The sequence below is a fragment of the Actinomadura xylanilytica genome (assembly GCF_030283145.1).
Lineage (GTDB): Bacteria > Actinomycetota > Actinomycetes > Streptosporangiales > Streptosporangiaceae > Spirillospora > Spirillospora xylanilytica.
Genome location: NZ_JASNWE010000002.1, coordinates 656,783 through 678,295, shown reverse-complemented (window position 1 = coordinate 678,295; position 21,513 = coordinate 656,783). Strand labels below are relative to the sequence as shown.

The window sequence follows — 21,513 nt, the reverse complement described above, 5'->3', positions numbered from 1 at the left end:
CGTTTCTCTGCCTTGGCCCCCTTTCGAGTGCGAGCTCAACCGGACGGAACGCCCGAGGACCACACTCCGAACCACTGCTCGGCGCCGTACTCCTCGAACCGCTCCACCTCGGTGAACCCCAGCTTCGCCGCGACGCGCATCGCGCGGTCGTTGGCGCTCTGGGTGCAGAGCACGACCGGCTCGCCGGGAAGCGCGTCGGCGAACCAGTCGAGTGCCGCTGCGCACGCCTCGGCGGCGTACCCGTATCCCCACGCCTCCGGCAGGAACAGGTATCCGAGCGCGGCCTCCCCGGCATCCGGCCGGACGTGACCCGGATGCTCCGCATCGCGCCGATCGAGCGTGATCATGCCGATCATCGCCCCATCGAGATCGATCACGAAGAGGCCGGGGCGCCGCCCCGGCACCCCGGGCACCGCCCGTTCGAGCTCATCACGCGGCCGAGGGCCACCGATGTAGGTGCCCACCTCTGGCGATGCGAACAGCTCGATGAACGCCGCACGGTCCCGGGCCTCGGACTCGCGGAGCACGAGCCGCTCGGTTCTGATCGGGGCAGGCGGCCAGGCGACGGGTCCAAGCTCAGTCATGGCGGGCAAACCTATCGCAGGGGGGCACCCCGGTCCTGGTCGCCGAGCCGTCCATCGCCGCCATGCGCGCCCACATCGACCGCGGCTACGTCCTGGTCCGGGGCCGGATCGCGGCCGTCTCCGAGGACGGCCGCCCCGGCCTCGACCGCCTCTAGCAGGAAAAGATGGGCATCCGGCGCACCTAGAGTGGTGGGTCGATCACTGTCCGGATCAGAGAATGGTCGGATGGAACCTCGTGAGCACGGCCCGCTGCCGCCCCTGCTGATCGTCCTCACCGTGGTCACCGGGCTGGTCGACTCGGTCAGCTACCTCGCGCTCGGCCAGGTGTTCGTCGCGAACATGACGGGCAACATCATCTTCCTCGGCTTCGGGCTGGCCGGCGCGGGCCACATCCGGGCGACGACCTCCCTGCTGGCGATCATCGCGTTCGCCGTCGGCGCCGCCTTCGGCGGCCGGGCCGCCACCCGCAACCCGCCCCACCGCGGCCTCCTGCTCGCGGGCGTGACCGGGGTGCAGGCCGTGCTGGTCGCCGCCGCGGCGACGTTCGCGAACCTGGCCGAGGTCTCCGACGCCTGGACCCGCTCGTCCCTGATCGTCCTGCTCGGTATCGCCATGGGCGCGCAGAACGCCGTGGTGCGCCGCCTCGCCGTGCCCGACCTCAAGACGACCGTGCTCACCCAGACCGTGACGGGCCTGATCGCCGACGACTCCGAGACCCCCGAGCGCCTCCGGCGCCTGGCCTCCGTCGCGTCCATGCTGGTGGGCGCCCTGATCGGCGGCTTCCTCCTGCGCACCGTCGAGCCCTACGCCCCACTCTGGACCGCCGCCGCAGCACTGGCCGCCTGCTCCGTGGCGGCCTACTTCGCCGTCACCCGCCGCCCGAATGCCACCACCTGGAGCTGACCCGGCGCCAGCAGCCGAACGACCAACCCTCCCCCCCCCCCGAGACGATGGTGAGGAGGGGCGCGGGTCGGCACCTTCGCGTTCATCGGTCCGTCCAGACCACATCGCCGGACGCCGCGTCGCGGCGGGCCAGTCCGACGACGCCCAGTGTCACGTATCTCATGCCGCGAACCCCACCCAACTGGACGCGCTGAACCACACCGGACGCCCCGGGCGGTGCGTCGGCCAACGCTCGGCGCACGTGCCCGACCGCACGCTCCCGGTCGTCGGTCACACCGCACTCGCGGCCTGGATCCACGTCCCACGAGTACAGCTCGGGCGGCTCGCATCCCGTGGTCATGAGCCGACCTCGCGCAGCACGTACATGATCTGCTCGGCCACTCCTGGAGCCTCGGTGAGCGGACCGATCGGCTGGCCCCAGCTCCACCGGAACACGCGGTCGTCACAGACGATGTCGTCGCTCATCCGCGAGGAGTGCGGATTCCGCACGTACAGGCGGGGACGCTTGCCAGGCCGTCGCTGAATCTCCGCCGTCCACCCGCGCTCGGTGAACTCCGACCTCAACCGCTCAAGGTGGGCCGCGATCTGCGTTGTCGCATCCATGGCCACGGAAAGTATCGATGTGGCGACACCTGGTGTTGCCGGGTGGCAACTCGCCTCCCTCAGTGGGGGACGCCCATGCGGGCGGCCATTCCCCGGAGCTCACGGCCGCTCGTGGTGCCGGTGGCCCGGGTCAGCATCGTCGCGACGGTCTCCCGGATGGGGCCGCTGTTGCGGATCTTGTGCGGGGCCACGTCCTCAGCGCGGCGCAGCCACCGTACGGCCTCGTCCCGCATGCGGGGATCGCGTGCCAGGCCCCGTCCGACGTCGGCGAGGAACGCCGAATGCCGCCCCCGTCTGGGCTCGAGCCGGTCCTCGCTGACGTCCTTGGCCAGCTCCAGCAGTGCCTGGCCGCTCTCTCCGCGCTCTGTCGCCAAGGCGACCCGCCAGACGCCGACGTTGCTGGACGAGAACGCGCCCCAGTTCCGCCCCGGAGTGTCGGGAACGTGCCGGGCCAGCTCGGCGGCCTCGTCGATCCAATGCTCGGCCCGGCCGTACTCGTGCACGACGGTCGCCGTCAGGGACGCCGCCAGCGCGAGCATCCCCAGCACCTGGATCCCGAGGTCGCTGTCGGCGTGCGGTTGTAGGGCGTTCGCGGCCTCCTCGGCCGCGGCGAGGGTGAGGTGGCGGGTGTTCGTGGGCATCGTGTGGATCCGCAGGGACGCGGCCTTGCCGGTGTTGACGGGATCGTCCAGGATGCCCGCCGCCTCGGCTGCGCGCATCGCGGCGATGCTCGCCAGGTCGCCGTACCCCAGGTCCTTCGCCGTGAAGGTTGCGGTCTGCAATGCGTCGACGAGGGTCTCCAATGCGATCCGGTACGCGGCATCGTCAGTGGGCGCGCAGGCGTGGACGTGAAGCTCGCCGACGAGCGCGGGCAGCTTCTCACCGACCGTGACGTGCTTGTACTTGCTGCGCTCGATTCGCCCCATCTCCTCGACCAACTCCGGCAGGGGTCGGGCGCGGTCGACGGCCGGCGCCGTCAGGGTGTTGGCCATCAGCGCCGCCCGGAGCGCGGGAATGGTGGCGTGCGGTTCCGCCTGCACCGGATCGGCCGTCAGGTGCGGACCGCCGACCAGGTCGGTTTCGGACACCCGCAGGGCGGAGGCGAGCGCGGCGATGTGCGACCGCCGGTCCAGCGCCCGGTAGCCGTGCTCGGCGCGCGACAGAAACGACTTGGACAACCCGGCGAGTCCCGCCAGTTCCTCAAGCGTCAGACCACGCCAGCGACGCAGGGTCCGCAGGCGGGCCCCGATGGTGATCCCAGCGTTCATCGGCCTCGCACCTCCCGGTCTCGACGACCTCAGGCTACGGCGCGAAGTCGGGCGGCGTCAGGGGAGCGGACGGGCCCGGCGGCCGGGAGGGGCGCCGGGCCCGCGTGGTGGTCAGGCCGCGCAGTTGCCCTGGGCGGGCTTGCCGGCGAAGCGGTCGGTGAGGAACGCGATGGCGTCCGGCTCGCTCTGGAGGATGCCGAGGACGTGCTCGGCGAGCGGGTAGGACTTCCAGGTCACGTTGGCGCCCTTGGCGCACCAGGCCCGCCGCAGGGTCTCGGCCTGCTCGGCCGGGATGATCTCGTCGAGGGCGGCCTGGCCCTGGAAGACCGGGACGCCGGGGGCGGTGGAGCCGAGCTTGTTGGCGTTCAGCCTGCGCTGCCATTCCGGGGTCGCCAGCGGGTCCGAGGCGGTGTAGTCGCTGATCTTCTTGAACGAGGTGTCGATCAGTGTGGACGCGCCGTCCAGGCTGAGCAGGCAGATGTTCTCCGCCTTCTTCAGCAGCTCGCGTCCCCGGTCGTTGAGGTAGCCGCCGAGCTTCAGCTCGGGGTAGGCGGCGTCGTAGCCGACCGCGGCCATGAACATGAGCGCGACGAAGGCGCTCCCGTCGAGCTTCTTGCCGACCGCGAGCAGGTCGGCGGGGACGCCTCCGGCGACGACGCCCTTGAGCTGGAGCTCAGGTGCGTACGAGGCGGCCAGTTCGGCGGCCCACCCGGCGGACGTGCCGCCCTGCGAGTAGCCCCACACGGCGACCGGGCCGGCGCCGAGACCCGCGTCGGGCAGGCGCTGCGCGGCGCGGGCCATGTTCAGCACGGCCTTGCCCTGGGATCCGCCGACCTCGTAGGTGTGCTGCCCGGGGGTGCCGAGGCCCTCCATGTCGGTGACCGTGACGGCCCAGCCCTTGCCGAGGGCGTCGGCGATGAACAGCTCCTCGTAGTCGATGCCCTGGGTGAGCGTGTAGGACGGGGCGCACGAGTCGCCGAGGCCGCGGGTGCCGACGGTGTAGGAGACGAGGGGCCGTTGGCCGCCGCCGGTCCAGGGCTTGTCCGGGACGAGCACCGAGCCCGACACCGCGATGGGGACGCCCTGCACCGACTCCGACCGGTACAGCACCTGCCATGACTTCACGCCGCCGTACGGCGCCTTCCCGATGGGGTCCATGGTGAACACCGACGGGCGCGACCGGATGATGTCGCCGGGCTTCCCGTCCGGTAGTGGCGAGGGCGGCTTGTAGAACGGATCCTCGGCGGGCGGTTGGGACTCCTGCGGCGCGGCGAGGGCGTTCCCCTGGAGCGCGGTCGCGGTGAGGGCGAGGCCGGTGCAGCAGGCGAGCATGGCGCGCACGCACCGGCGGACACTGGTGGACATGGAGCGGTGGCCCTTCGTCGTCCCCCGCGCCGTCCGGGTGACGGCCACCCGACCCTAAGGTGACTGGACGGACGGTCCAATTATCCGCGCCGACAAAGCCGCCGGACGGGTTTGTACGCCGGGCACACATCCCGGTGCGCAGCGTGCCGTCCACCGATCGGTGGACGCGAGGTTCGACCGGCCGATGCTGTCGGGGGCGGCGGCCCCACGACCAGCATTCACGGTATGACGAATCTCCCTGTACGGATGGCGCGCTGGAGCGCCGGGCACCCCTGGCGGGCGATCGCCGGCTGGTTCCTTCTCGTCGCACTGTGCCTGGGCGCCGGGCTGGCGGTGGGCGGGAAGGCCGCCACGACCGAGGACTTCTGGATCGGCGAGGCCGGCCGGGGGGAGGCGATGGCGACCGACGGCGGCCTGGAGCAGAGGGCCCTGGAGCAGGTGCTGATCACGGCGAAACCCGGCGCGGGCGGCGGCCTGGACGCCGCCTCGGCCGATGCCGCCGCCCGCGACGTGGCGGGACGCATGAAGGCGCTGCCCGAGGTGGAATCGGTGAGCGCGCCGGTGCGCTCGGCGGACGGCACGGCGGTCCGGGTCGACGTGACCCTGAAGGGCCCCGAGCTCGACGGTGAGAAGCACCTCGGCCCGCTTCGTGCGCAGACGGGCCGGGCGCAGGCCGCCCATCCCGGTCTCTGGATCGAGCAGACCGGCAGCCCGTCCATCGGCACGGCCGTCGACGAGCTGCGCGGCAAGGACCTCTCGAGATCCGAGATGATCGCGCTGCCGATCACCCTGATCACGATGCTGGTGGTCTTCGCCTCGCTCGCGATGGCCCTGGTGCCGCTGCTGCTGGCGATCTCCTCGATCGTCGCGTCGATCGGCCTGGCGATGCTGGCCTCGCACGCCTTCCCCGACAACGGCATCAGCACCAACATCATCCTGCTGATCGGCATGGCGGTCGGCGTCGACTACACGCTCTTCTACCTCAAGCGGGAGCGCGAGGAACGGGCCAGGTCGGGCGGGCGGCTGAGCTCGCAGGCGGTGGTGGAGCTGGCGGCGGCCACCTCGGGACGGGCCGTGGTGGTCTCGGGGGCCGCGGTCATCGTCTCCAGCGCGACGATGTACCTGGCCGACGACGTCATCTTCTCCTCCATCGCCACCGCCGCGATCATCGTCACGCTGGTCGCCGTGATCAGCTCGATGACCGTCCTGCCCGCGCTGCTGGCCAAGCTCGGCGCACGGGCCGAGCGCCGCAAGGAGCGCAAGGAGGCCCGCGCGGCCCGGCGCGGCACGACCCTGCGGACGCGGCGGCCGAGGTCCGGTGCCGGACCGGTGACGTCCGCCCTGCTGCGCATCACGAGCAGGCGTCCCGCCGCCACGCTGGCGGCCGGCGTCGTCGCCATGCTCGCCCTGGCCGCGCCTCTCCTCAACCTCAATCTGACCGACATGGGCACCGAGACGCATCCGCGCGTGCTGCCCGCCATGCAGACCTTCGACCGGCTCAACAAGGCGTTCCCCGAGCTGAAGTCCATGAACCAGGTCGTCGTCCGCGCGGGCGCCGGTCGCGCGGGCGAGGTGAACGCCGCGCTCCGCGACCTCGCCCGGCGCGCGAAATCCGACGCGAACATGGCCGGCACGGCGAAGCTGCGCACGTCGGCGGACGGCCGGGTCAGCATGCTGGAGCTGGCGGTGCCGCACTACGTGAGCGACAGGGCGGCCCAGCAGTCCCTCAAGGACGTCCGCGAGAACTACGTGCCGGCCACCGTCGGCCGGCTGACCGGCGTCGAGACCGCGGTGACCGGGGACGTGGCCCGCTACGCCGACTATCCCGAGCACCAGAAGCAGAAGCTGCCCCTCATTATTGGGGCGCTGCTGCTGGCGACCTTCGCGATGACGGTCTGGGCGTTCCGCTCGGTGGTCCTCGGCCTGATCGGCATGCTGCTCAACATGCTGTCGGTCGGCGCCTCGCTCGGCCTGCTGGTGCTGGTCTTCCAGGGCGAATGGGCCGAGGGGCCGCTCGGCTTCGACTCCACCGGCTCGATCGGCTCCCGCATCCCGCTGCTCCTGCTGGTGATCCTGTTCGGCCTGTCCATGGACTACCAGGTGTTCGTGATCAGCCGGATCAGGGAGGCGGTGCTGCGCGGCGTGCCGACCCGGCAGGCCGTCCTGGACGGCATCGGCAGCTCGGCGGGCGTGGTGACCAGCGCCGCGTTCGTCATGGTGACGGTGTTCGCCAGCTTCATCCCGCTGCACATCATGGAGATGAAGCAGATGGGCTTCAGCCTGGCGGCGGCCGTGCTGCTGGACGCGTTCGTCATCCGCGTGGTGATCCTGCCATCGCTGATGCTGCTGCTCGGCGACGCCAACTGGTGGCCGTCGCGCGGCGTGCGCCGGGCCCGGGAGACCGCCCCCGCCGACCGGCGGCCGCTCGAAGTAGGCTGACCGGCATGAGCGAACGGCCGCCCCCGCGTCCTCGCCGTGATCGACCGGGCGTGACATGACCGAACCCGTGCTGCGCGTCATCGTGGTGGACGATCACACGGTGATGCGCGCCGGCGTCGTCGCCCTCCTGGCCGCCGAGCCGTCCATCGACATCGTCGGCGAGGCGGGCGACGGCCGGGAGGCCGTCGAGCTGGTCGAGCGCCTCGCCCCCGACGTGGCGCTCGTCGACCTGCGGATGCCCGTCCTGGACGGCGTCGCCGCCACCGCCGAGATCGTCGCCGGGCCGGTCCGGACCCGGGTGCTGATCCTCACCACCTACGACACCGACGCCGAGATCGAGCGCGCGGTCGAGGCCGGCGCCGTCGGCTACCTCCTGAAGGACACCACCCGCGAGCAGCTCGCCGCCGCCATTCGGGCCGCGGCGCGCGGCGAGACCGTCCTCGCCCCGCGGGTCGCCGAGCGCCTCGTCGCCCGGATGCGGCGGCCCGTCCAGGCGGCGCTGACGGCGCGCGAGGTCGACGTGCTGAACGCGGTCGCCGACGGCCTCTCCAACGCCGACATCGGCAGGCGGCTCGTCATCGCCGAGGCGACGGTGAAGACCCACCTGCTGCGCGTCTTCGCCAAGCTCGACGTCAACGACCGCACGCACGCGGTGGTCGTCGCTCTCGACCGCGGTCTCCTGACCCGTCCGGGCTCAGGGCCTTCTACTCACGCGGGTTGAGTACGGCGCGGGTCATCGGGCGGGACGGGACGCGGCGATCAGGTCGCGGTACCAGGCGTACGACTTCTTGGGCGTGCGCTTCTGGGTCTCGTAGTCGACGTGGACGAGCCCGAACCTGGGGTGGTAGCCCTCCGACCACTCGAAGTTGTCCAGCAGCGACCACGTGTAGTAGCCGCGGACGTCGACGCCCTCGTCGACGGCGGCGCGGACGGCCTTGATGTGCGCGTCCAGGAACTCGATGCGGGCGGTGTCGTCCACGGCGCCGTCCACGACCTCGTCGGGGAACGAGCAGCCGTTCTCGGTGATGTGGACGGGCGGCAGCAGCGGGCCGTAGCGGTCCTTGAGGGTGTGCAGCAGGGAGCGCAGGGCGTCCGGGACGATCGGCCAGCCCATGCCGGTGGCGGGGTACTCGGTGACGTCGACCATGTCGAACGGCAGCGGACCGGGCTCGGCGGGGGTCGTGAGGCGGGTGGGCTGGTAGTAGTTCACGCCGAGGAAGTCGATCGGCGCCGAGATGACCTTGAGGTCCTCGTCCTTGACGAAGCCGGCGAGGGGCGGGCCGCCGAGCGCGTCGAGGTCGGGGTAGGCCCCGGTGAGGACGGGCTCGGTGTACAGCCGGTTCATGAACGTGTCGAAGGCGCCGGCGGCCTCGCGGTCGGTGTCGGCGGCGGGCCACGCGGGCGAGTAGTGGTTGGTCAGGCCGATGTCCTGGACGCCGCGTCCGCGCAGCGCGTTGACGGCGAGGCCGTGCCCGAGGAGCTGGTGGTGGGCGGTCGGCAGCGCGTCCAGCATGAGGGCCTGGCCGGGCGCGTAGACGCCGAAGGCGTAGCCGTAGGCGGTGACGACGACGGGCTCGTTCAGTGTGATCCACCGGTCGACGCGGTCGGCGAGGCGCTCGGCGGCGATGTAGGCGAACTCGGCGAACCGGTAGGCGGTGTCGCGGTGCATCCAGCCGCCGGCGTCCTCGAGGGGCTGCGGCAGGTCCCAGTGGTAGAGGGTGGCGGCGGGCGCGATGCCGCGTTCGAGGAGGCCGTCGACGAGGCGCTCGTAGAAGTCCAGGCCCTTGGCGTTGACGGCGCCGGACCCGGCGGGCTGGACCCGCGGCCACGCGATCGAGAACCGGTAGGAGTCGACGCCGAGGCCGGCCATCAGGTCGGCGTCCTCGGCCCAGCGGTGGTAGTGGTCGCAGGCGACGTCGCCGGTGTGGCCGTCCCGGATCCGGCCGGGCGTGTGCGCGAAGGTGTCCCAGGTGGACGGCCCGCGGCCGTCCTCGTCGACGGCGCCCTCGATCTGGTAGGCGGCGGTCGCGACGCCCCACTGGAAACCCTCTGGAAGACCCATGCCGTCCCTCTCGTGAAAACGCGAATATCCCTCGGATTTTAGGGTCTCGTCCGATGGGACGGAAGACTCCCGCCCGTGGTGGCTGCGCGGTTGCGCCGCATCCGAGGGACAATGGACGGCGTGACCGAGATCCGGACCCCCCTTCGCCGCCGTCCCGCCCAGCGCCGCAGTGCCGAACGCGTCCAGCGCATGCTCGACGCGTGCGCGGAGATCCTCGACGAGGACGGCTACGACGGCCTCACCACCACGCGCATCGCGCAGCGCGCCGAGGTCGCGATCGGCTCGGTCTACCAGTTCTTCCCCGACAAACGGGCGGTCGCGCAGGCGCTCGCGCTGCGCAACCTGGAGGTGTTCGGCCGGCGCATCTCGCTGCGGCTGGCCGAGGGCTCGTTCCGCGACTGGTCCGACACCGTCGGCGCGATCATCGGCATCTTCGTCGACATGCACCGGGCCGTGCCGGGCTTCCGGGTGCTGCGCTTCGGCGACGTCGCCGACGTCAACCTGCTCGACAACGACGCCGACAACAACGCGGTGGTCGCCGACCGGCTCCGCACGATGATCGTCGAGACGTTCGCGATCCAGGACACCCCCGGGCTGGCCCGCGCGCTGGCGATCTCGGTCGAGGCCGGCGACGCGGTGCTCAAGATGGCCTTCCGGCGCTCTCCGGACGGCGATCCCGAGATCATCGCCGAGGCCGAGCGGCTGATCCACGGCTATCTGGCCGCGCACATCCAGGAGAGCTGACCCGCCGCCACCGCGATCGGGGTGTGACAGACTCCGCACATTCATCCCCCCGGAACATGGCGGAACAGGTGAGCTCGGTGGAAATCGCGAAGCTCCAGACACAGACCCGCTTTCTCGTACGGCAGCGGCTGCGGCTGATGGTCAACCAGTACGAGGTGCACGTCGAGGCGCCGGACGGCTCGGAGGGCCCGCTCGTCGCGTTCGCGCAGCAGAAGCGGATGGCCTTCAAGGAACAGGTCACCCTCTACTCCGACGACACCAAGGCGCATCCGCTGCTCGGCTTCAAGGCGCGCAAGCGCATCGACCTGGCCTCGGCGTACGACGTCACCGGCGCGGACGGGCAGCCGATCGGCGTCTTCCGTAAGGACTTCAAGAAGTCGCTGCTCGCCTCGACCTGGCATCTTGAGCAGCCGGGCATGGAGGTCACGACGGGCAGCGAGCGCAACAAGTTCGTGGCGATCCTGCGGCGGGTGTGGAACGTCATCCCGTACGCCGAGAACCTGCCGTTCGCATGGCCGTACCACTTCGACTTCCGCGTCGGTGGCCAGGACGCCTTCTCGGTGGAGAAGAAGTTCGGCTTCCGCGACCGCTACGTCGTCGACGTCAAGGACCCCCGGCTGGACCGGCGGCTGGTCATCGCGCAGGCGATCGGCCTGGACGCCCTCCAGTCCCGCTGACGCCCGGCGGACGGCCCCGGCGGACGGCTCAGCGGCCGACGGCGCGGGTGCGGGAGAACGCGTCCAGGATGAGCCGGGTCGCGTCGATCTGACCGGTGGTTGTGCCGAGGCCGATGGGCATCGAGCCCGGCCAGGTGTGGCCACCGCCCGTCACCGAGTAGAGCTCGACGCGCGCCCCGCCCCGGCAGCCGGTGCGCGCGAGGTGCGCGACGCTCGGACCCGGGGCGTCGCGCGCCGTGGCGCGGCAGCCGAACGTCCGCGCCCACCGGCCTGCGAGCGCGGCCACCGGCGGCAGGGCGAACGACCCGCTCAGCGGGCGCATCCAGTCCGGGACCTGCCGCCGGTCGCCGCCGAACGGCTCGCCGCCGCCGTACGGGACGATCGGGTCGGTGGTGCCGTGGAAGGCGACGATCGTCGCCGGACGGGCGCCCGCGCACGGCCGGGCGAGATTGAGGCCGGCCACCGGCGCGATCCCGGCGAGCCGTCCGGGCAGCCCGCACACCAGCGCGGCCGAGAGCCCGGCGCCGTTGGAGAATCCCGCCGCGAACTCGCCCCGCCGGTCGACGCACAGCGTCCGTTCGAGGTGGTCGAGCAGCGCCGCGACGTAGGCGATGTCGGCGGCGCCGTCGGCCATGCCGGGCAGCTTCCAGCCCCGCCGGCCGGGTCCGCCCTCCGGCTCGGCCACGACGAACCCGCGGGCGGGCCCGGCGTTGGCCAGCCGGCCGTAGAGCGCCTGCTGGAATCCGTTGGAACGCAGCCCGTGCAGATCGACGATCAACGGTGCGGGGGTGCGGTCACCGCCCTGCGGCAGGGTGAGCAGGTAGGACCGTCCGCCGAACGAATGCCGTCCGGTGGACGCCGCCGCCTGCCGCCCGCAGCCCGCGCTCGGCGCGGCCTTCCCGGCCTGCGCGGCGGCCTGCCCACCGGTCCGTCCCGTGGGCGCGCCGCCCGCCGGGGCCGGTCCGGCCGCGCCCCGGGACGGCCGGGCGGGTGCTCCGGAGCCCGCGCAGCCGGCCAGCGCACCGCCGGCCAGCAGGGTGAGAGCGAGGACGGCCGGCGCGGCCGGGTTCACAGCCAGCCCTGGTCGCGGGCGGCGTGCACGGCCTCGCTCCGGTCGCGCGCGCCGACCTTGCCGATCGCCGCGGACAGGTGGTCGCGGACGGTGCCCTCCGGCAGGTGCAGGGCGGCGGAGATGTCGGCGACGGTGGCGCCGCCCGCCCCGGCGGTGAGCACCGCGCACTCGCGCGGCGACAGCGGGTTCGGGTCGGCGCCGAGCGCGGCGGCGGCGAGCGCCGGGTCGATCACCCGCTCGCCCGCGACCACGCGGCGGATCGCGGCGGCCAGCTCCCGCGCCGGGCCGTCCTTGACCAGGAACGCCGACGCCCCGGCCGCCATGGCGCGGCGCAGGTGGCCGGGGCGGCCGAAGGTGGTGAGGATCATGATCTCGCAGCCGGGCGCCGCCGCGCGGATCCCGGGTGCGGCGCTCAGCCCGTCCCGGCCGGGCATCTCGATGTCGAGCAGCGCGACGTCGGGCCGGACCCGGGCGGCGACGCGCACCGCCTCGTCGCCGTCGCCGGCCTCGCCGACGACCTCCAGGTCGTCCTCCAGCCCGAGCAGCGACGCGAGGGCGCCGCGGACCATGCCCTGGTCCTCGGCCAGCATCACCCGGATCACGAGGGCGACCCTACCGGCGCGCGGCCGGCGCCGGGGGCGAGCGGCACCCGGACCGCCAACCGGAACCCGCCGCCCGGGACCGGCCCCGCCTCGAGGGTGCCGTTCGCGGCCGCGACGCGCTCGGTCAGGCCGGTGAGGCCGTTGCCGGGGTCGAACGGGCCGACCGCGTCGGTCCCCGCGCAGCCGTCGTCGGCGACCTCCAGCAGCGCGGCGCCGTCCGCGCAGGTCACCGTGATGTGCACGTGCGCGGCGCGGGAGTGCCGGACGACGTTGGTGACGCCCTCGCGCACCGCCCAGCCGAACAGCCCGTCGACCGCGCCGGGCAGCGGGGTGCCGGACGTCCGCACGGTGGTGCCGATCTCGGCGGCGGCGAGGACGGCGCGGGCCCCGTCGAGCTCCCCGGTCAGGTCGCGCCGCCGGTAGCCGGAGATCGCCGCGCGCACGTCGGCCAGCGACTCCCGGGCCACCGACTCGATGTCGTTGATCTCGGTGATGGTGCGGGCCGGGTCGCGCTCGGCGACCCGGCGGGCCAGCTCGCTCTTCAGCACGATGAGCGACAGGCTGTTGCCGAGCAGGTCGTGCAGGTCGCGGGCGATGCGCAGCCGCTCGTCGGCCGCCGCGAGCCGGGCCACCTCGCCGCGCGCCTCGCGGAGCTGCTGGACGAGCGTGCGCGCGTGCCGGAAGGCGAACATGAACATGCCGAGCGACAGCGCGGTGACCGCGAGGACCGGCAGCGCGTCCCGGGCGCCGTCGACCAGCGCGCACTGCGCGAGCGAGATGAGCGCCGCGGCGGCGACGCCCCACGGCACCCACCGCATCGGCAGCGTCATCGCGCAGGTCGTCGCCAGGTAGATCGGCGACCCGATCCATTCGGCGCCGAACACGAACGGCAGAGCCGTGCTGACCACGGCGAACGTCCCGAGCAGCACCCAGGTGCGGTTGCCGACCGGCTTGATCCAGCTCTCCATGGAGAGCGGCGTGGCCATGTAGAGGCCGATGAACACCACCAGGGCGAGCGCCCCCCAGACCAGGCGCGGGCCGGAGTAGCCCGCGACCGTCCGGGCCAGGGGGACCAGGTAGAGGAGGCCGAACCCGGCCCAGAAGGCGCGCCGCGGACGGGACCGGCCGGGGCCCGTCCCGTCGAGGTCCCCGCCGCCGAAGAACGCGCTCATGAGGACTGCATCGTACGACGGCGGCCGGGCCCGCGTCGGCGTCGCCGGCTCGGGGCCGCCGCCCGGCGTGATCGACGAGCCCGCGGCCTTCGTCCGGCACGACTTTTGTCCTGGCTCGCCCCGGGGCTGGCCAGCGTGCGCTTTACATGTTACGAAGACATGTAAAGCGGTGGGGCAGGTCGCACCCCGTCCCCGGACCACCCCCTGTCCGCACAGGCGTCACCGCCCGGAGGAGGCTTCCCCGTGAGTTCCTACGACCTCTACACAAGCCCGGTGTCCCACGACACCTGGAATGTGCCGATGGCGGGCGATGCCCGCTTCACCTGGGAATACGACAACGGCCGCGATCGGCTGCTGAACCTCTACCAGAAGGGCAAGGACAAGCAGTGGGACGCCCAGAAGCGGATCGACTGGGACCTTGAGGTCGACCCGCTCAACGTCGCGGGCCTCCCCGAGAACTTCAACCCCCTGTTCGGGTCGGAGATCTGGGACCGGATGACGCAGAAGGAGCGGGACGAGTTCGGCCGCCACCAGGGCTCGTGGCTGTTCAGCCAGTTCCTGCACGGCGAGCAGGGCGCGCTGAACGTCTCGGCCCGCATCGTGCAGTCGGTGCCCGACCTCGACTCCAAGTTCTACGCCGCCACCCAGACGATGGACGAGGCGCGGCACGTCGAGCTGTACAACCGGTTCCTGAAGGAAAAGGTCGGGATGTACTACCCGGTCAACCAGGACCTGGCCAAGCTGCTCGCCGAGTCGCTGGAGGACAGCCGCTGGGACCTGCCCTACCTCGGCATGCAGGTGCTCATCGAGGGGCTCGCGCTCGCCGCGTTCGGCCTCTACCGCGACCTGTCCACCACGCCGCTGGTCAAGCAGCTCCTCGCCTACGTCATGCAGGACGAGGCGCGGCACGTCGCGTTCGGCCGGCTCGCGCTCAAGGACTACTACGCCGAGCTGACCGACAGGGAACGGGCCGAGCGCGAGGAGTTCGTGGTCGAGGGCTGCTACCTGATGCGCGACCGGTTCAAGGCGCGCGAGGTCTTCGAGCAGCTCGACATGCCCGTCGACAAGTGCATGGAGTACGTCGACAACTCCGACATGTACACGCTCTACCAGTCACTGCTGTTCAGCCGGATCGTCCCGTGCGTGCGCGACGTCGGCCTGTGGGGCGACAAGGTGCAGGCCGCCTACGCCGACATGGGCGTGCTCGACAACGCCAAGGCCGACCTCGAGGTGCTGATGCGGCAGGACGAGGACATCGCCGAGAAGGTCGACGAGGAGCGCTACGCGCGCGAGCTTGCCGCGCGCCAGAACGAGGTCGACGAGGCCATCGCCCTCGGCGGCGGCACCGTCGAATAGCTCTGTGTCTTAGAGCCCGGCCCGGCGTCCTCGCCTAGGGCTCGGACGCCGACCTGGCTTGGGGCGAGCGCGACATCGCTTCGCGATCTGGCCGGTGGGGCTCGCCTCCGGCTTCGCCCCGCCGGCCAGGTAGCGCGCTCGCGCGACGGCTGAGGCGGTTTTGAAACAGGCCGTAGGCCCCGCGTTCCGATCGGCGGGGGTGTTCCGGACTCGCATCACGTCCGGAACGCCCCCGTTTTTCGGTTCTATTGGCATTTCTGGCATGAGAGGGAAATGGTAGAGAACCCCCTTCGGTAGACCTGTGTCACGTGCCCCATCCGGCCGGAGAAATCGCCGTGCCTTTCCCTCGCCTGTACTAATGTCCCCGCACGATGGTGCGGCGGATGTACGGGAGGTCAGAGGTGTCATGAGTCCGCGGCACGGACCCGAGCAGGCCGACCGAAACCCTCAGGGGGAGCACATGAACCTATCCTTCGGGAACGTCATACGGGCCGTCGCGCTCGCGCCCGCCGCCGCCGCGCTGATCGTCGCGGTCCTGCCCGCGAGCGGGTCGAGCGCGTCCGGCGGGCCGGGCGGGAACGGGTCGGGCCAGATCCAGGGCGGGGGCGACGGGATCGCCCCCGGCGTCACCGAATGCGGTCCCGACGGCCTCGCGGGCGGCGTCACCGGAATCGTCCGGAAGGCCGCCGGCCGGGCCGTCCCGCCGATGATCGCAGGTGGCGGGCGGGTGGCGTCCGCGCCGGGACACCGGGCCAGGGAGGCCGCCGCGGCCCGCTGCCGCCCGTCCGCGGGCGGGCGCCCGGTGGCCGGCGGGGGGCCGGGAGTGCGCTGACGAGACCTCGGGGGCCGCGCGGGCCGCGGCCCCGGGCGTGCCGAGCGGCTCGGCACGCCGACCCCGGACGGGGCGCCCCAGGGATGAACCGGCATCTCTCGGGCGCCCCGTCCGCATTTCGCACCCGTCCCGGATCGGACGCTCGTTATAGCGCCGAGATCGAACTTCACAGAACAGTAAAGACGATCTTCTTTGCCGATGACCCAGTGCGTCCGGACGGTCTCATTCCGATAAACTCCGAGTGACAAAGCCCACAAACAAGGGTCCCCGGCGCGTTTCATCGGGCACGCAACGTACGGTCAAGGATTTGTGTGCGGCGCCATGAGGGACCTCGCTGAACGGACCCGCCGTCGCACTAGACCGGACGCCGGTTCCGCGACGAGCGGACACGCCTGATCCAGGCGTGTGGTGGGCGCCCACGGGGTTCTGCACCCGGCGGGCTGGCCGCGCGGTGATCCGTCCGGCGGCCGACCGGCCGCGCGGGCGGGCCGCGCCTTGACGGCGGTGACGACGCACGCCGGTGTCCGGGGCCCTGTCCCCGATCAAAGGACTCTCTGTGGGTAGCGCTGGCAAGCATCGCCCCAAGAACCGTCTTCGGACCATCCTGATCGCCTCCGGCGTCGCCGTCGCGTTCGTCGCGGCGGGCGCCATCGTCCTCCTCGGCGGAGACGGCTCGGCCGGCTCCGCGAGGGCGGCCCAGACCGCACCGCGGTCCACCACTCCACTCGCGGACCCGCCGCGGACCGTGCCCGAACGGGCGGACCGCGGCCGGCCCCGGGCCCCGGAGCCACCGTCCGACGCGCGGCCCGAGGTTCCATCGCAGGCCGAGACCGTGGCCAAGCCCAAGACCGAGAAGGCGGTCAAGCCCAAGAGGAAGCAGGCCCCGAAGCCGCGCGTGCTGCGGACGGGCTCGTGTGAGGCGTCCTTCTACTGGGAGGGGCAGATGACCGCCAGCGGCGAGCGCTTCGACCCGGACGAGCTGACGGCGGCGCACAAGACGCTGCCGATGGGCTCCAAGGTCAGGGTGACCAACAAGAACAACGGCCGGTCGGTCACCGTGCGCATCAACGACCGGGGACCGTACGCGGGCGGTCGCTGCCTGGACCTGTCGAAGGCCGCGATGACGAAGGTGGGCGGCACCGGATCGGGTGTGATCCCGGTGCGCTACCAGGTGCTCGCCCGCACCTGACCCGCACGGCGCGCGCCGGCCCGTCCGGCGCGCGCCCGTCAGGTCCGGCGCGCCCATGGGGTCCGGTGCGGACGGCAGGTCAGGAGTGGCGTCCCCTGCCACCGCTCGCGGGCTCCAGCCACGTTCCCGTGACGTCCGGGGAAGCCGGCTCGGACGCGGCCGTCCCGTTCGCGGCCGGTGGCGCGGGCCAGGCATGTGCGGGCGGGTTCGGCGCCGCCGTCTCGTCGGCCGCGTCGTCCGGCGGGTCGGCGCCGATCGCTTCGCCGCCCGCCGCGGGTTCGGCGCCGGGGACCGTCTCGGCGATGCGTTCGCGGAACCAGTCGGTGAGCACCCCGTCGACCCGCACCGCCTCGGTGATCGGCGGGCGGGCCGCCGTGCCGGGCTCGGCCGCCAGAGCGTGCGCCATCCGGAACGTGGCGGACTCGACCGCCCCGGCCCCGCACCGCCGCAGCAGGTCGCGCAGCGCGGTGATCTCGGCGGGCGGGACGACCCGGTCCTTGGCGCCGCCGATCAGCAGCAGCGCGGTGTCGCGCGCGGCGATGTCGGCCGCCCGCATGCCGAGGTCGAGGCGGTCGGCGAGCTCGCGGGCCTCCTCGGTCCAGGCGCGGTCGCGGGCGGCGCGCTTCTCGACCGCCCCGGCCGACCGCGACGGCGCGATGACCGGTGCCACGACCGCCGCGGTACTGATCGGGACCGCCCCCCGCGCGACCGCGAGCAGCGCCGCCGAGCCGCCCGCGGAGAACCCGGCCAGGCCGACCGGCCCCTCGTCCAGCCCGAGGTCGCGCCGGATGTCGGCGAGCGCGTCGGGCAGCCGTTCGGACGCCTCCTCGACCGCCGCGCCGTAGGCCTCGATGAAGCGCGACTCCAGGATCGCGCCCGAGCCGAGCCCGCCCGCCGCGCCCTCGGCGTCGCCGGGCAGTTCGAGGTAGACCCGCCAGACCGGCACGCCGGTCATCGGCATCGCCGTGGCCAGCGCCGCCGCGGCGCGCGGCGGGTCAAAGCCCGGCCAGGCCACGATCAGCCCGGTCGGACCGGCGGGCCGGGCGTCGACGGCGGTCGGCGGCAGGGCCAGGTAGGCGCTCCCCGCGGCCGTGCCGTGCACGGGCAGGGTGAGGTCGCGCTCGGTCGGACGATCGCCGCTCATGTCGTACGTCAGCTCCTGCGGTGCTCGACGGCAGGCCCCCTGGGACACGGCGCCCCTCAATGTGGGCCCGAGGTCCCAGCCTCATATTTCCAGTGCCCGCCGGAGAATGCGGCCGAATCACCTCAGCCCGTACAGCAGAGTGACGGAGAACTCACCCCGGGTAACGTGAAGCAAGCGATCATGCTGTGGGCTTCCGCGTCGGTCCTCCTGGTTTCAGGGAGTCCGGACGGGAACAAGTCGGATGTTCGATGCGTCGTAGTAAGTCGTGGGCGTCGCGGGGGCACGCCCTGGTTCGCCGCCTTGAGGAGTGACTGTGGACAGGAAGCGCAGCACGGCCGCCGCCGGGCACGCCTGGCAGATCTACAGCGAGACACTTCAGCCCGAGGCACCGAGGATGGGGGAGCGGGTCCGCGCCGTCCCGCGCATGCTCAAGTCGGTCCTGCGGGGCCGGTACAAGGGCATGTCGTTCGGGACGCTCGGCCTGCTGGCGCTCGCCACGATCTACATCGTCTCCCCGCTCGATGTGATCCCCGATCCGCTGCTGCCGTTCGGCGTCGTCGACGACGCCGGCGTGGCGGTGTGGCTGGCGACCATGCTGGTCAGGGCCGCGGGCGACTTCGTCACCTGGGAACGCGGCGGCCGTCCGACCGCGGTCGTCGGCGACATCGTCGACTGACACGGCCTCCACGCGGGCGAGGTCCGGTGGAGGGTCAGCCGGGCTGGGGGCCGAACTCTCGGGAGAACCCCTCCGCCACGTTCAGCAGGATCGGGACGACCTCCGCGACGGTCTGCGCCCTCAACCGCGCGGACGGCCCCGACACCGACAGCGCGGCCAGCGCGGGAGCCCCCGGCAGCGGCACCGCCACGCAGCGGACGCCGATCTCCTGCTCCTCGTCGTCCAGCGCGTACCCCTGCTCACGGATCCGGGCCAGCTCGGCCATCAGCGCGCCCGGGGCGGTGAAGGTGCGCGAGGTGCGCGCGGGCATCCCGGTACGGTCAAGCAGGGCGCGCACCCGCTGCTCGGGGAGCTGCGCGAGCAGCGCCTTGCCCACCCCGGTGCAGTGCGGCAGCACGCGCCGTCCGACCTCGGTGAACATTCGCATCGAGTGCCGTGACGGCACCTGCGCCACGTACATCGCCTCGTCGCCCTCCAGGATGGCCATGTTGGCCGTCTCGCCCACCTCGTCCACCAGCCGGGTGAGCGCCGGGCGCGCCAGCGAGCCGAGCAGCCGGCTCGCGCTCTCGCCCAGCCTGATCAGCCGGGGCCCGAGCGCGTAGCGCTTGGACGGCTCCTGGCGCACGTACCCCTGGTTCACCAGCGTGCGCATCAGCCGGTAGATCGTCGGCATCGGCAGCCCGGACACCTCCGTCAGCTCCGACAGCGCCATCTCCCCGCCCGCGTCGGCCAGATGCTCCAGCAGCTCGAACGTGCGCTCCAGCGACCGTACGGCTTCCGCCACCGACGCCCCCTCTCCTCGTGGTCATCCGATTCTACGGAGAATCGATTTCACTACGCGAAATGGGTCGGGATGCGGAAAGCGGAGTGACGGACGTTACTGGAGGTGACGGCCGGGCTATAACTCCCTAAGCCCGGCGTCGTCCGACGGCGCCGTCCCCCCGGCAGCGCGAGACCGCGCGGTGAGGGGGGACGGTGGGCACGGGGGCACGGATCCGCTGGGGCACGGTGCTGCTCGGCGGCGTACTGACCATGGCGTTCACGAACCCTGCGGCGCACGCCCAGTCGGTCCGCCTGTCCGCCGACCTCAGCCGCATCGCGGGCACTGGACGGACGGCCTCCTACACCGCCGAGGTGCGGGCCGCAGGCGGCGTCGCGCACGACGCCTACCTGCTCCTCGTCGCCGAAGCTCCGCTGCGGTGGATCGACGACCAGCCCGGCTGCACGATGCTGGACTCCGATCACAGGATCCGCTGCTACCTGGGGGACCTGGCCACGCCCGAACGCCGGGTCGCCACCGTGGACATCCCGCGCGTGTCCACGGCGACACCGCCCAGCATCATCGCCATCGTGTCCGCCGCCAACGCCAAGCGCGCGTCGGCCACCGCGACCCCGCCGCCGCCCCGCTGCACCTGCTTGAGCGAGGAGTCGTCCGATCTGAGCCCGAGCCCGGACCCGAGCATGACGAAGGACCGCCCGGCACAGCCGGACGATCAGATGCCCGAGCCGTCCGAGCCGTCCGAGCCGTCCGAGCCCTCCGAGCCGTCCGGTCACGTTAAGCCAGGGCGACCGAAGGCGGACGGCCACGGCAAGCCGCAGGCACACAAGCCGGACACCCATGGGAAACCATCGGCGCTGCCGCCGAGCGGCCATGGCAAGCCCCGTGTGCCTAAGGCGTACGGTCACGGCAAGCCGCGCTTGCCCCAGGCGGATGGGCACAGCAAACCGAAGGCGCACAAGGCGGATGGACAGGGGAAGCCGCGGGCGTCCAAGGCGCACGTGCCCAAGGCGCACGTGCCCAAGGCGCACGTGCCCAAGGCGCACGTGCCCAAGGCGCACGTGCCCAAGGCGCACGTGCCCAAGGCGCACGTGCCCAAGGCGCACGTGCCCAAGGCACACGGGCACGGGCACGGGGAACCGGGGGAGCTTGAAGCGGAGGGGTATGGAGGGCCGTGGGTGTCGGCCCCGAGCGGCCAGGGAGGCTCGGGCGGTCCGAAAGCGGGCGGTCACGGTAGGCCGAAGAAGGCCCACGTCGCCGGGCACGGGGGTGGACGGCCGGGAGTGAAGCCGGGGCGGTCGCCTGGTGGCGTGGGCCGGCCGCCTAGGGGTTCGTCCGGTGGAGCGGACGTTCTGGACGGGCAGGAGTCGGGGGCGGTGGCCGCTTCGCCGCCGCTGCATCTGCCCCCTTCGGATCCGGACGTGCCGCTGCCCCCGATGCCGCCGCCGTCCTTGCCCGGGCCGGGCCTTCCGCGGGCCGGGGGGTTGCAGCCGCAGCTTCCGTTGCTGCCGGTGGTGCCTCCGGCGCAGGCCGTGCCGCCGGTGCTGCCGCCGGTGAACGCGCCGCCTCCCGCGCTGGCGCGGGCGGCGGCGGGAGAGAGCCGGATGACGCTGGTCTCGCCGAGCGGGTCGAACCAGGGCGACGGCGCGGACTGGGCGACGGTGCTCGGGATCGCGCTGGTGGCCGAGATCGGGCTGGTATGGCTGGCGGCGTGCCTGGCGCTGTGGCGGCGCCGGGTGGCCCTGGCGCGGAACGCGAACACGGGTGCGCTGATCGGGTCGCGGTCCGGGGAACCGGGCAGGTCGCGCCGCGGGTAGCGGACACCCGAATCGATGGATGACGACCGCCTGCATCGTGCCGAACGGGGATCGCGTCGTCGACGCCGAGGGGGTGGGCCACGGCCCGTGACGGGGCCGGTCCGCATGGGGGTACGGTTTCCGGGCGCTTGTCACTCCGATGACAAAGCGCTCTGTGACTAATGTGGCCCGGGGCCAATACCCCCGATCGCCTACCATCCGGTAGCTTCACGCTGCACGATCATCGCCGG

20 protein-coding genes are annotated in these 21,513 nt (G+C 72.6%); 10 read left to right on the top strand and 10 right to left on the bottom strand.

What is annotated here, in order from left to right:
- Nucleotides 1-35 precede the first annotated feature (35 nt).
- Nucleotides 36-584, bottom strand: coding sequence for a GNAT family N-acetyltransferase (locus tag QP090_RS14165; RefSeq protein WP_285939302.1), 549 nt, complete (start codon nucleotides 582-584; stop codon nucleotides 36-38).
- Nucleotides 585-809: 225 nt separating this feature from the next.
- Here QP090_RS14165 and QP090_RS14160 point away from each other — a divergent pair, with 225 nt between their 5' ends.
- The gene (locus QP090_RS14160; protein WP_285939301.1) at nucleotides 810-1,487 is read left to right on the top strand and encodes a YoaK family protein; all 678 of its coding nucleotides are present in this window, start codon (nucleotides 810-812) and stop codon (nucleotides 1,485-1,487) included.
- A gap of 336 nt (nucleotides 1,488-1,823) precedes the next feature.
- On the opposite strand, the gene QP090_RS14155 is transcribed toward QP090_RS14160, so the two are convergent.
- The 3 genes from QP090_RS14155 to QP090_RS14145 form a co-directional block, all read right to left on the bottom strand.
- Nucleotides 1,824-2,090: a hypothetical protein gene (locus tag QP090_RS14155; RefSeq protein WP_285939299.1), complete on the bottom strand. Its 267-nt coding sequence runs from the start codon at nucleotides 2,088-2,090 to the stop codon at nucleotides 1,824-1,826.
- Between the two features lie 59 nt (nucleotides 2,091-2,149).
- On the bottom strand, nucleotides 2,150-3,358 hold the full coding sequence (locus QP090_RS14150; RefSeq protein WP_285939298.1) for a helix-turn-helix domain-containing protein: 1,209 nt from the start codon (nucleotides 3,356-3,358) through the stop codon (nucleotides 2,150-2,152).
- 111 nt (nucleotides 3,359-3,469) lie between these two features.
- A complete protein-coding gene (locus QP090_RS14145; RefSeq protein ID WP_285939297.1) occupies nucleotides 3,470-4,723 on the bottom strand; it encodes a lipase family protein in 1,254 nt (417 codons plus the stop codon).
- Between the two features lie 225 nt (nucleotides 4,724-4,948).
- Here QP090_RS14145 and QP090_RS14140 point away from each other — a divergent pair, with 225 nt between their 5' ends.
- Nucleotides 4,949-7,162, top strand: coding sequence for an MMPL family transporter (locus QP090_RS14140; RefSeq protein WP_285939295.1), 2,214 nt, complete (start codon nucleotides 4,949-4,951; stop codon nucleotides 7,160-7,162).
- 55 nt (nucleotides 7,163-7,217) lie between these two features.
- Nucleotides 7,218-7,883 carry a response regulator gene (locus QP090_RS14135; protein ID WP_285939294.1) on the top strand — a complete coding sequence of 222 codons (666 nt, stop codon included), beginning with the start codon at nucleotides 7,218-7,220 and terminating at the stop codon, nucleotides 7,881-7,883.
- Nucleotides 7,884-7,895: 12 nt separating this feature from the next.
- Here QP090_RS14135 and QP090_RS14130 read toward each other — a convergent pair whose 3' ends face one another.
- A complete protein-coding gene (locus QP090_RS14130) occupies nucleotides 7,896-9,224 on the bottom strand; it encodes a GH1 family beta-glucosidase (protein ID WP_285939293.1) in 1,329 nt (442 codons plus the stop codon).
- Between the two features lie 120 nt (nucleotides 9,225-9,344).
- Here QP090_RS14130 and QP090_RS14125 point away from each other — a divergent pair, with 120 nt between their 5' ends.
- Entirely contained in the window at nucleotides 9,345-9,968 is a 624-nt protein-coding gene (locus tag QP090_RS14125) for a TetR/AcrR family transcriptional regulator (protein ID WP_285939292.1), read from the top strand.
- A gap of 77 nt (nucleotides 9,969-10,045) precedes the next feature.
- Entirely contained in the window at nucleotides 10,046-10,645 is a 600-nt protein-coding gene (locus tag QP090_RS14120; protein WP_285939291.1) for an LURP-one-related family protein, read from the top strand.
- Between the two features lie 28 nt (nucleotides 10,646-10,673).
- On the opposite strand, the gene QP090_RS14115 is transcribed toward QP090_RS14120, so the two are convergent.
- Genes QP090_RS14115 through QP090_RS14105 form a run of 3 tightly spaced genes read right to left on the bottom strand, consistent with a single transcriptional unit; the run spans nucleotide 10,674 to nucleotide 13,491 of the window.
- Nucleotides 10,674-11,717 carry a CE1 family esterase gene (locus QP090_RS14115; RefSeq protein ID WP_285939290.1) on the bottom strand — a complete coding sequence of 348 codons (1,044 nt, stop codon included), beginning with the start codon at nucleotides 11,715-11,717 and terminating at the stop codon, nucleotides 10,674-10,676.
- The gene (locus QP090_RS14110; protein WP_285939289.1) at nucleotides 11,714-12,319 is read right to left on the bottom strand and encodes a response regulator transcription factor; all 606 of its coding nucleotides are present in this window, start codon (nucleotides 12,317-12,319) and stop codon (nucleotides 11,714-11,716) included. The genes QP090_RS14115 and QP090_RS14110 overlap by 4 nt, the downstream gene beginning before the upstream one ends.
- Nucleotides 12,316-13,491 (bottom strand): sensor histidine kinase, encoded by a 1,176-nt coding sequence (locus tag QP090_RS14105; RefSeq protein WP_285939288.1) that lies wholly within the window; start codon nucleotides 13,489-13,491, stop codon nucleotides 12,316-12,318. Before QP090_RS14105 ends, QP090_RS14110 begins: the two co-directional genes overlap by 4 nt.
- 243 nt (nucleotides 13,492-13,734) lie before the next feature.
- Here QP090_RS14105 and QP090_RS14100 point away from each other — a divergent pair, with 243 nt between their 5' ends.
- From QP090_RS14100 to QP090_RS14090, 3 genes are all read left to right on the top strand, one after another.
- Nucleotides 13,735-14,847, top strand: coding sequence for a ferritin-like domain-containing protein (locus QP090_RS14100; RefSeq protein ID WP_285939287.1), 1,113 nt, complete (start codon nucleotides 13,735-13,737; stop codon nucleotides 14,845-14,847).
- A 460-nt stretch (nucleotides 14,848-15,307) separates the two neighbouring features.
- Nucleotides 15,308-15,679, top strand: coding sequence for a hypothetical protein (locus tag QP090_RS14095; RefSeq protein ID WP_285939286.1), 372 nt, complete (start codon nucleotides 15,308-15,310; stop codon nucleotides 15,677-15,679).
- A 556-nt stretch (nucleotides 15,680-16,235) separates the two neighbouring features.
- Nucleotides 16,236-16,868, top strand: a complete 633-nt coding sequence (locus QP090_RS14090) for a septal ring lytic transglycosylase RlpA family protein (protein WP_285939285.1) — start codon at nucleotides 16,236-16,238, stop codon at nucleotides 16,866-16,868.
- Nucleotides 16,869-16,947: 79 nt separating this feature from the next.
- On the opposite strand, the gene QP090_RS14085 is transcribed toward QP090_RS14090, so the two are convergent.
- Entirely contained in the window at nucleotides 16,948-18,012 is a 1,065-nt protein-coding gene (locus QP090_RS14085) for an alpha/beta hydrolase family protein (RefSeq protein WP_285939284.1), read from the bottom strand.
- A 313-nt stretch (nucleotides 18,013-18,325) separates the two neighbouring features.
- Here QP090_RS14085 and QP090_RS14080 point away from each other — a divergent pair, with 313 nt between their 5' ends.
- A complete protein-coding gene (locus QP090_RS14080; RefSeq protein WP_285939282.1) occupies nucleotides 18,326-18,688 on the top strand; it encodes a YkvA family protein in 363 nt (120 codons plus the stop codon).
- 34 nt (nucleotides 18,689-18,722) lie between these two features.
- On the opposite strand, the gene QP090_RS14075 is transcribed toward QP090_RS14080, so the two are convergent.
- Nucleotides 18,723-19,472, bottom strand: coding sequence for an IclR family transcriptional regulator (locus QP090_RS14075; RefSeq protein WP_285939280.1), 750 nt, complete (start codon nucleotides 19,470-19,472; stop codon nucleotides 18,723-18,725).
- A gap of 191 nt (nucleotides 19,473-19,663) precedes the next feature.
- Between QP090_RS14075 and QP090_RS14070 the strand changes: the two genes are divergently transcribed.
- Nucleotides 19,664-21,283, top strand: a complete 1,620-nt coding sequence (locus QP090_RS14070; protein ID WP_285939278.1) for a hypothetical protein — start codon at nucleotides 19,664-19,666, stop codon at nucleotides 21,281-21,283.
- The last annotated feature ends 230 nt before the right edge of the window (nucleotides 21,284-21,513 follow it).

What these genes read in the sequence shown, in the direction of transcription:
- QP090_RS14165 (WP_285939302.1), bottom strand. Translation starts at nt 584, where the DNA reads ATGACTGAGCTTGGACCCGTCGCCTGGCCGCCTGCCCCGATCAGAACC.
- QP090_RS14160 (WP_285939301.1), top strand. Translation starts at nt 810, where the DNA reads ATGGAACCTCGTGAGCACGGCCCGCTGCCGCCCCTGCTGATCGTCCTC.
- QP090_RS14155 (WP_285939299.1), bottom strand. Translation starts at nt 2,090, where the DNA reads ATGGATGCGACAACGCAGATCGCGGCCCACCTTGAGCGGTTGAGGTCG.
- QP090_RS14150 (WP_285939298.1), bottom strand. Translation starts at nt 3,358, where the DNA reads ATGAACGCTGGGATCACCATCGGGGCCCGCCTGCGGACCCTGCGTCGC.
- QP090_RS14145 (WP_285939297.1), bottom strand. Translation starts at nt 4,723, where the DNA reads ATGTCCACCAGTGTCCGCCGGTGCGTGCGCGCCATGCTCGCCTGCTGC.
- QP090_RS14140 (WP_285939295.1), top strand. Translation starts at nt 4,949, where the DNA reads ATGACGAATCTCCCTGTACGGATGGCGCGCTGGAGCGCCGGGCACCCC.
- QP090_RS14135 (WP_285939294.1), top strand. Translation starts at nt 7,218, where the DNA reads ATGACCGAACCCGTGCTGCGCGTCATCGTGGTGGACGATCACACGGTG.
- QP090_RS14130 (WP_285939293.1), bottom strand. Translation starts at nt 9,224, where the DNA reads ATGGGTCTTCCAGAGGGTTTCCAGTGGGGCGTCGCGACCGCCGCCTAC.
- QP090_RS14105 (WP_285939288.1), bottom strand. Translation starts at nt 13,491, where the DNA reads ATGAGCGCGTTCTTCGGCGGCGGGGACCTCGACGGGACGGGCCCCGGC.
- QP090_RS14095 (WP_285939286.1), top strand. Translation starts at nt 15,308, where the DNA reads ATGAACCTATCCTTCGGGAACGTCATACGGGCCGTCGCGCTCGCGCCC.
- QP090_RS14085 (WP_285939284.1), bottom strand. Translation starts at nt 18,012, where the DNA reads ATGAGCGGCGATCGTCCGACCGAGCGCGACCTCACCCTGCCCGTGCAC.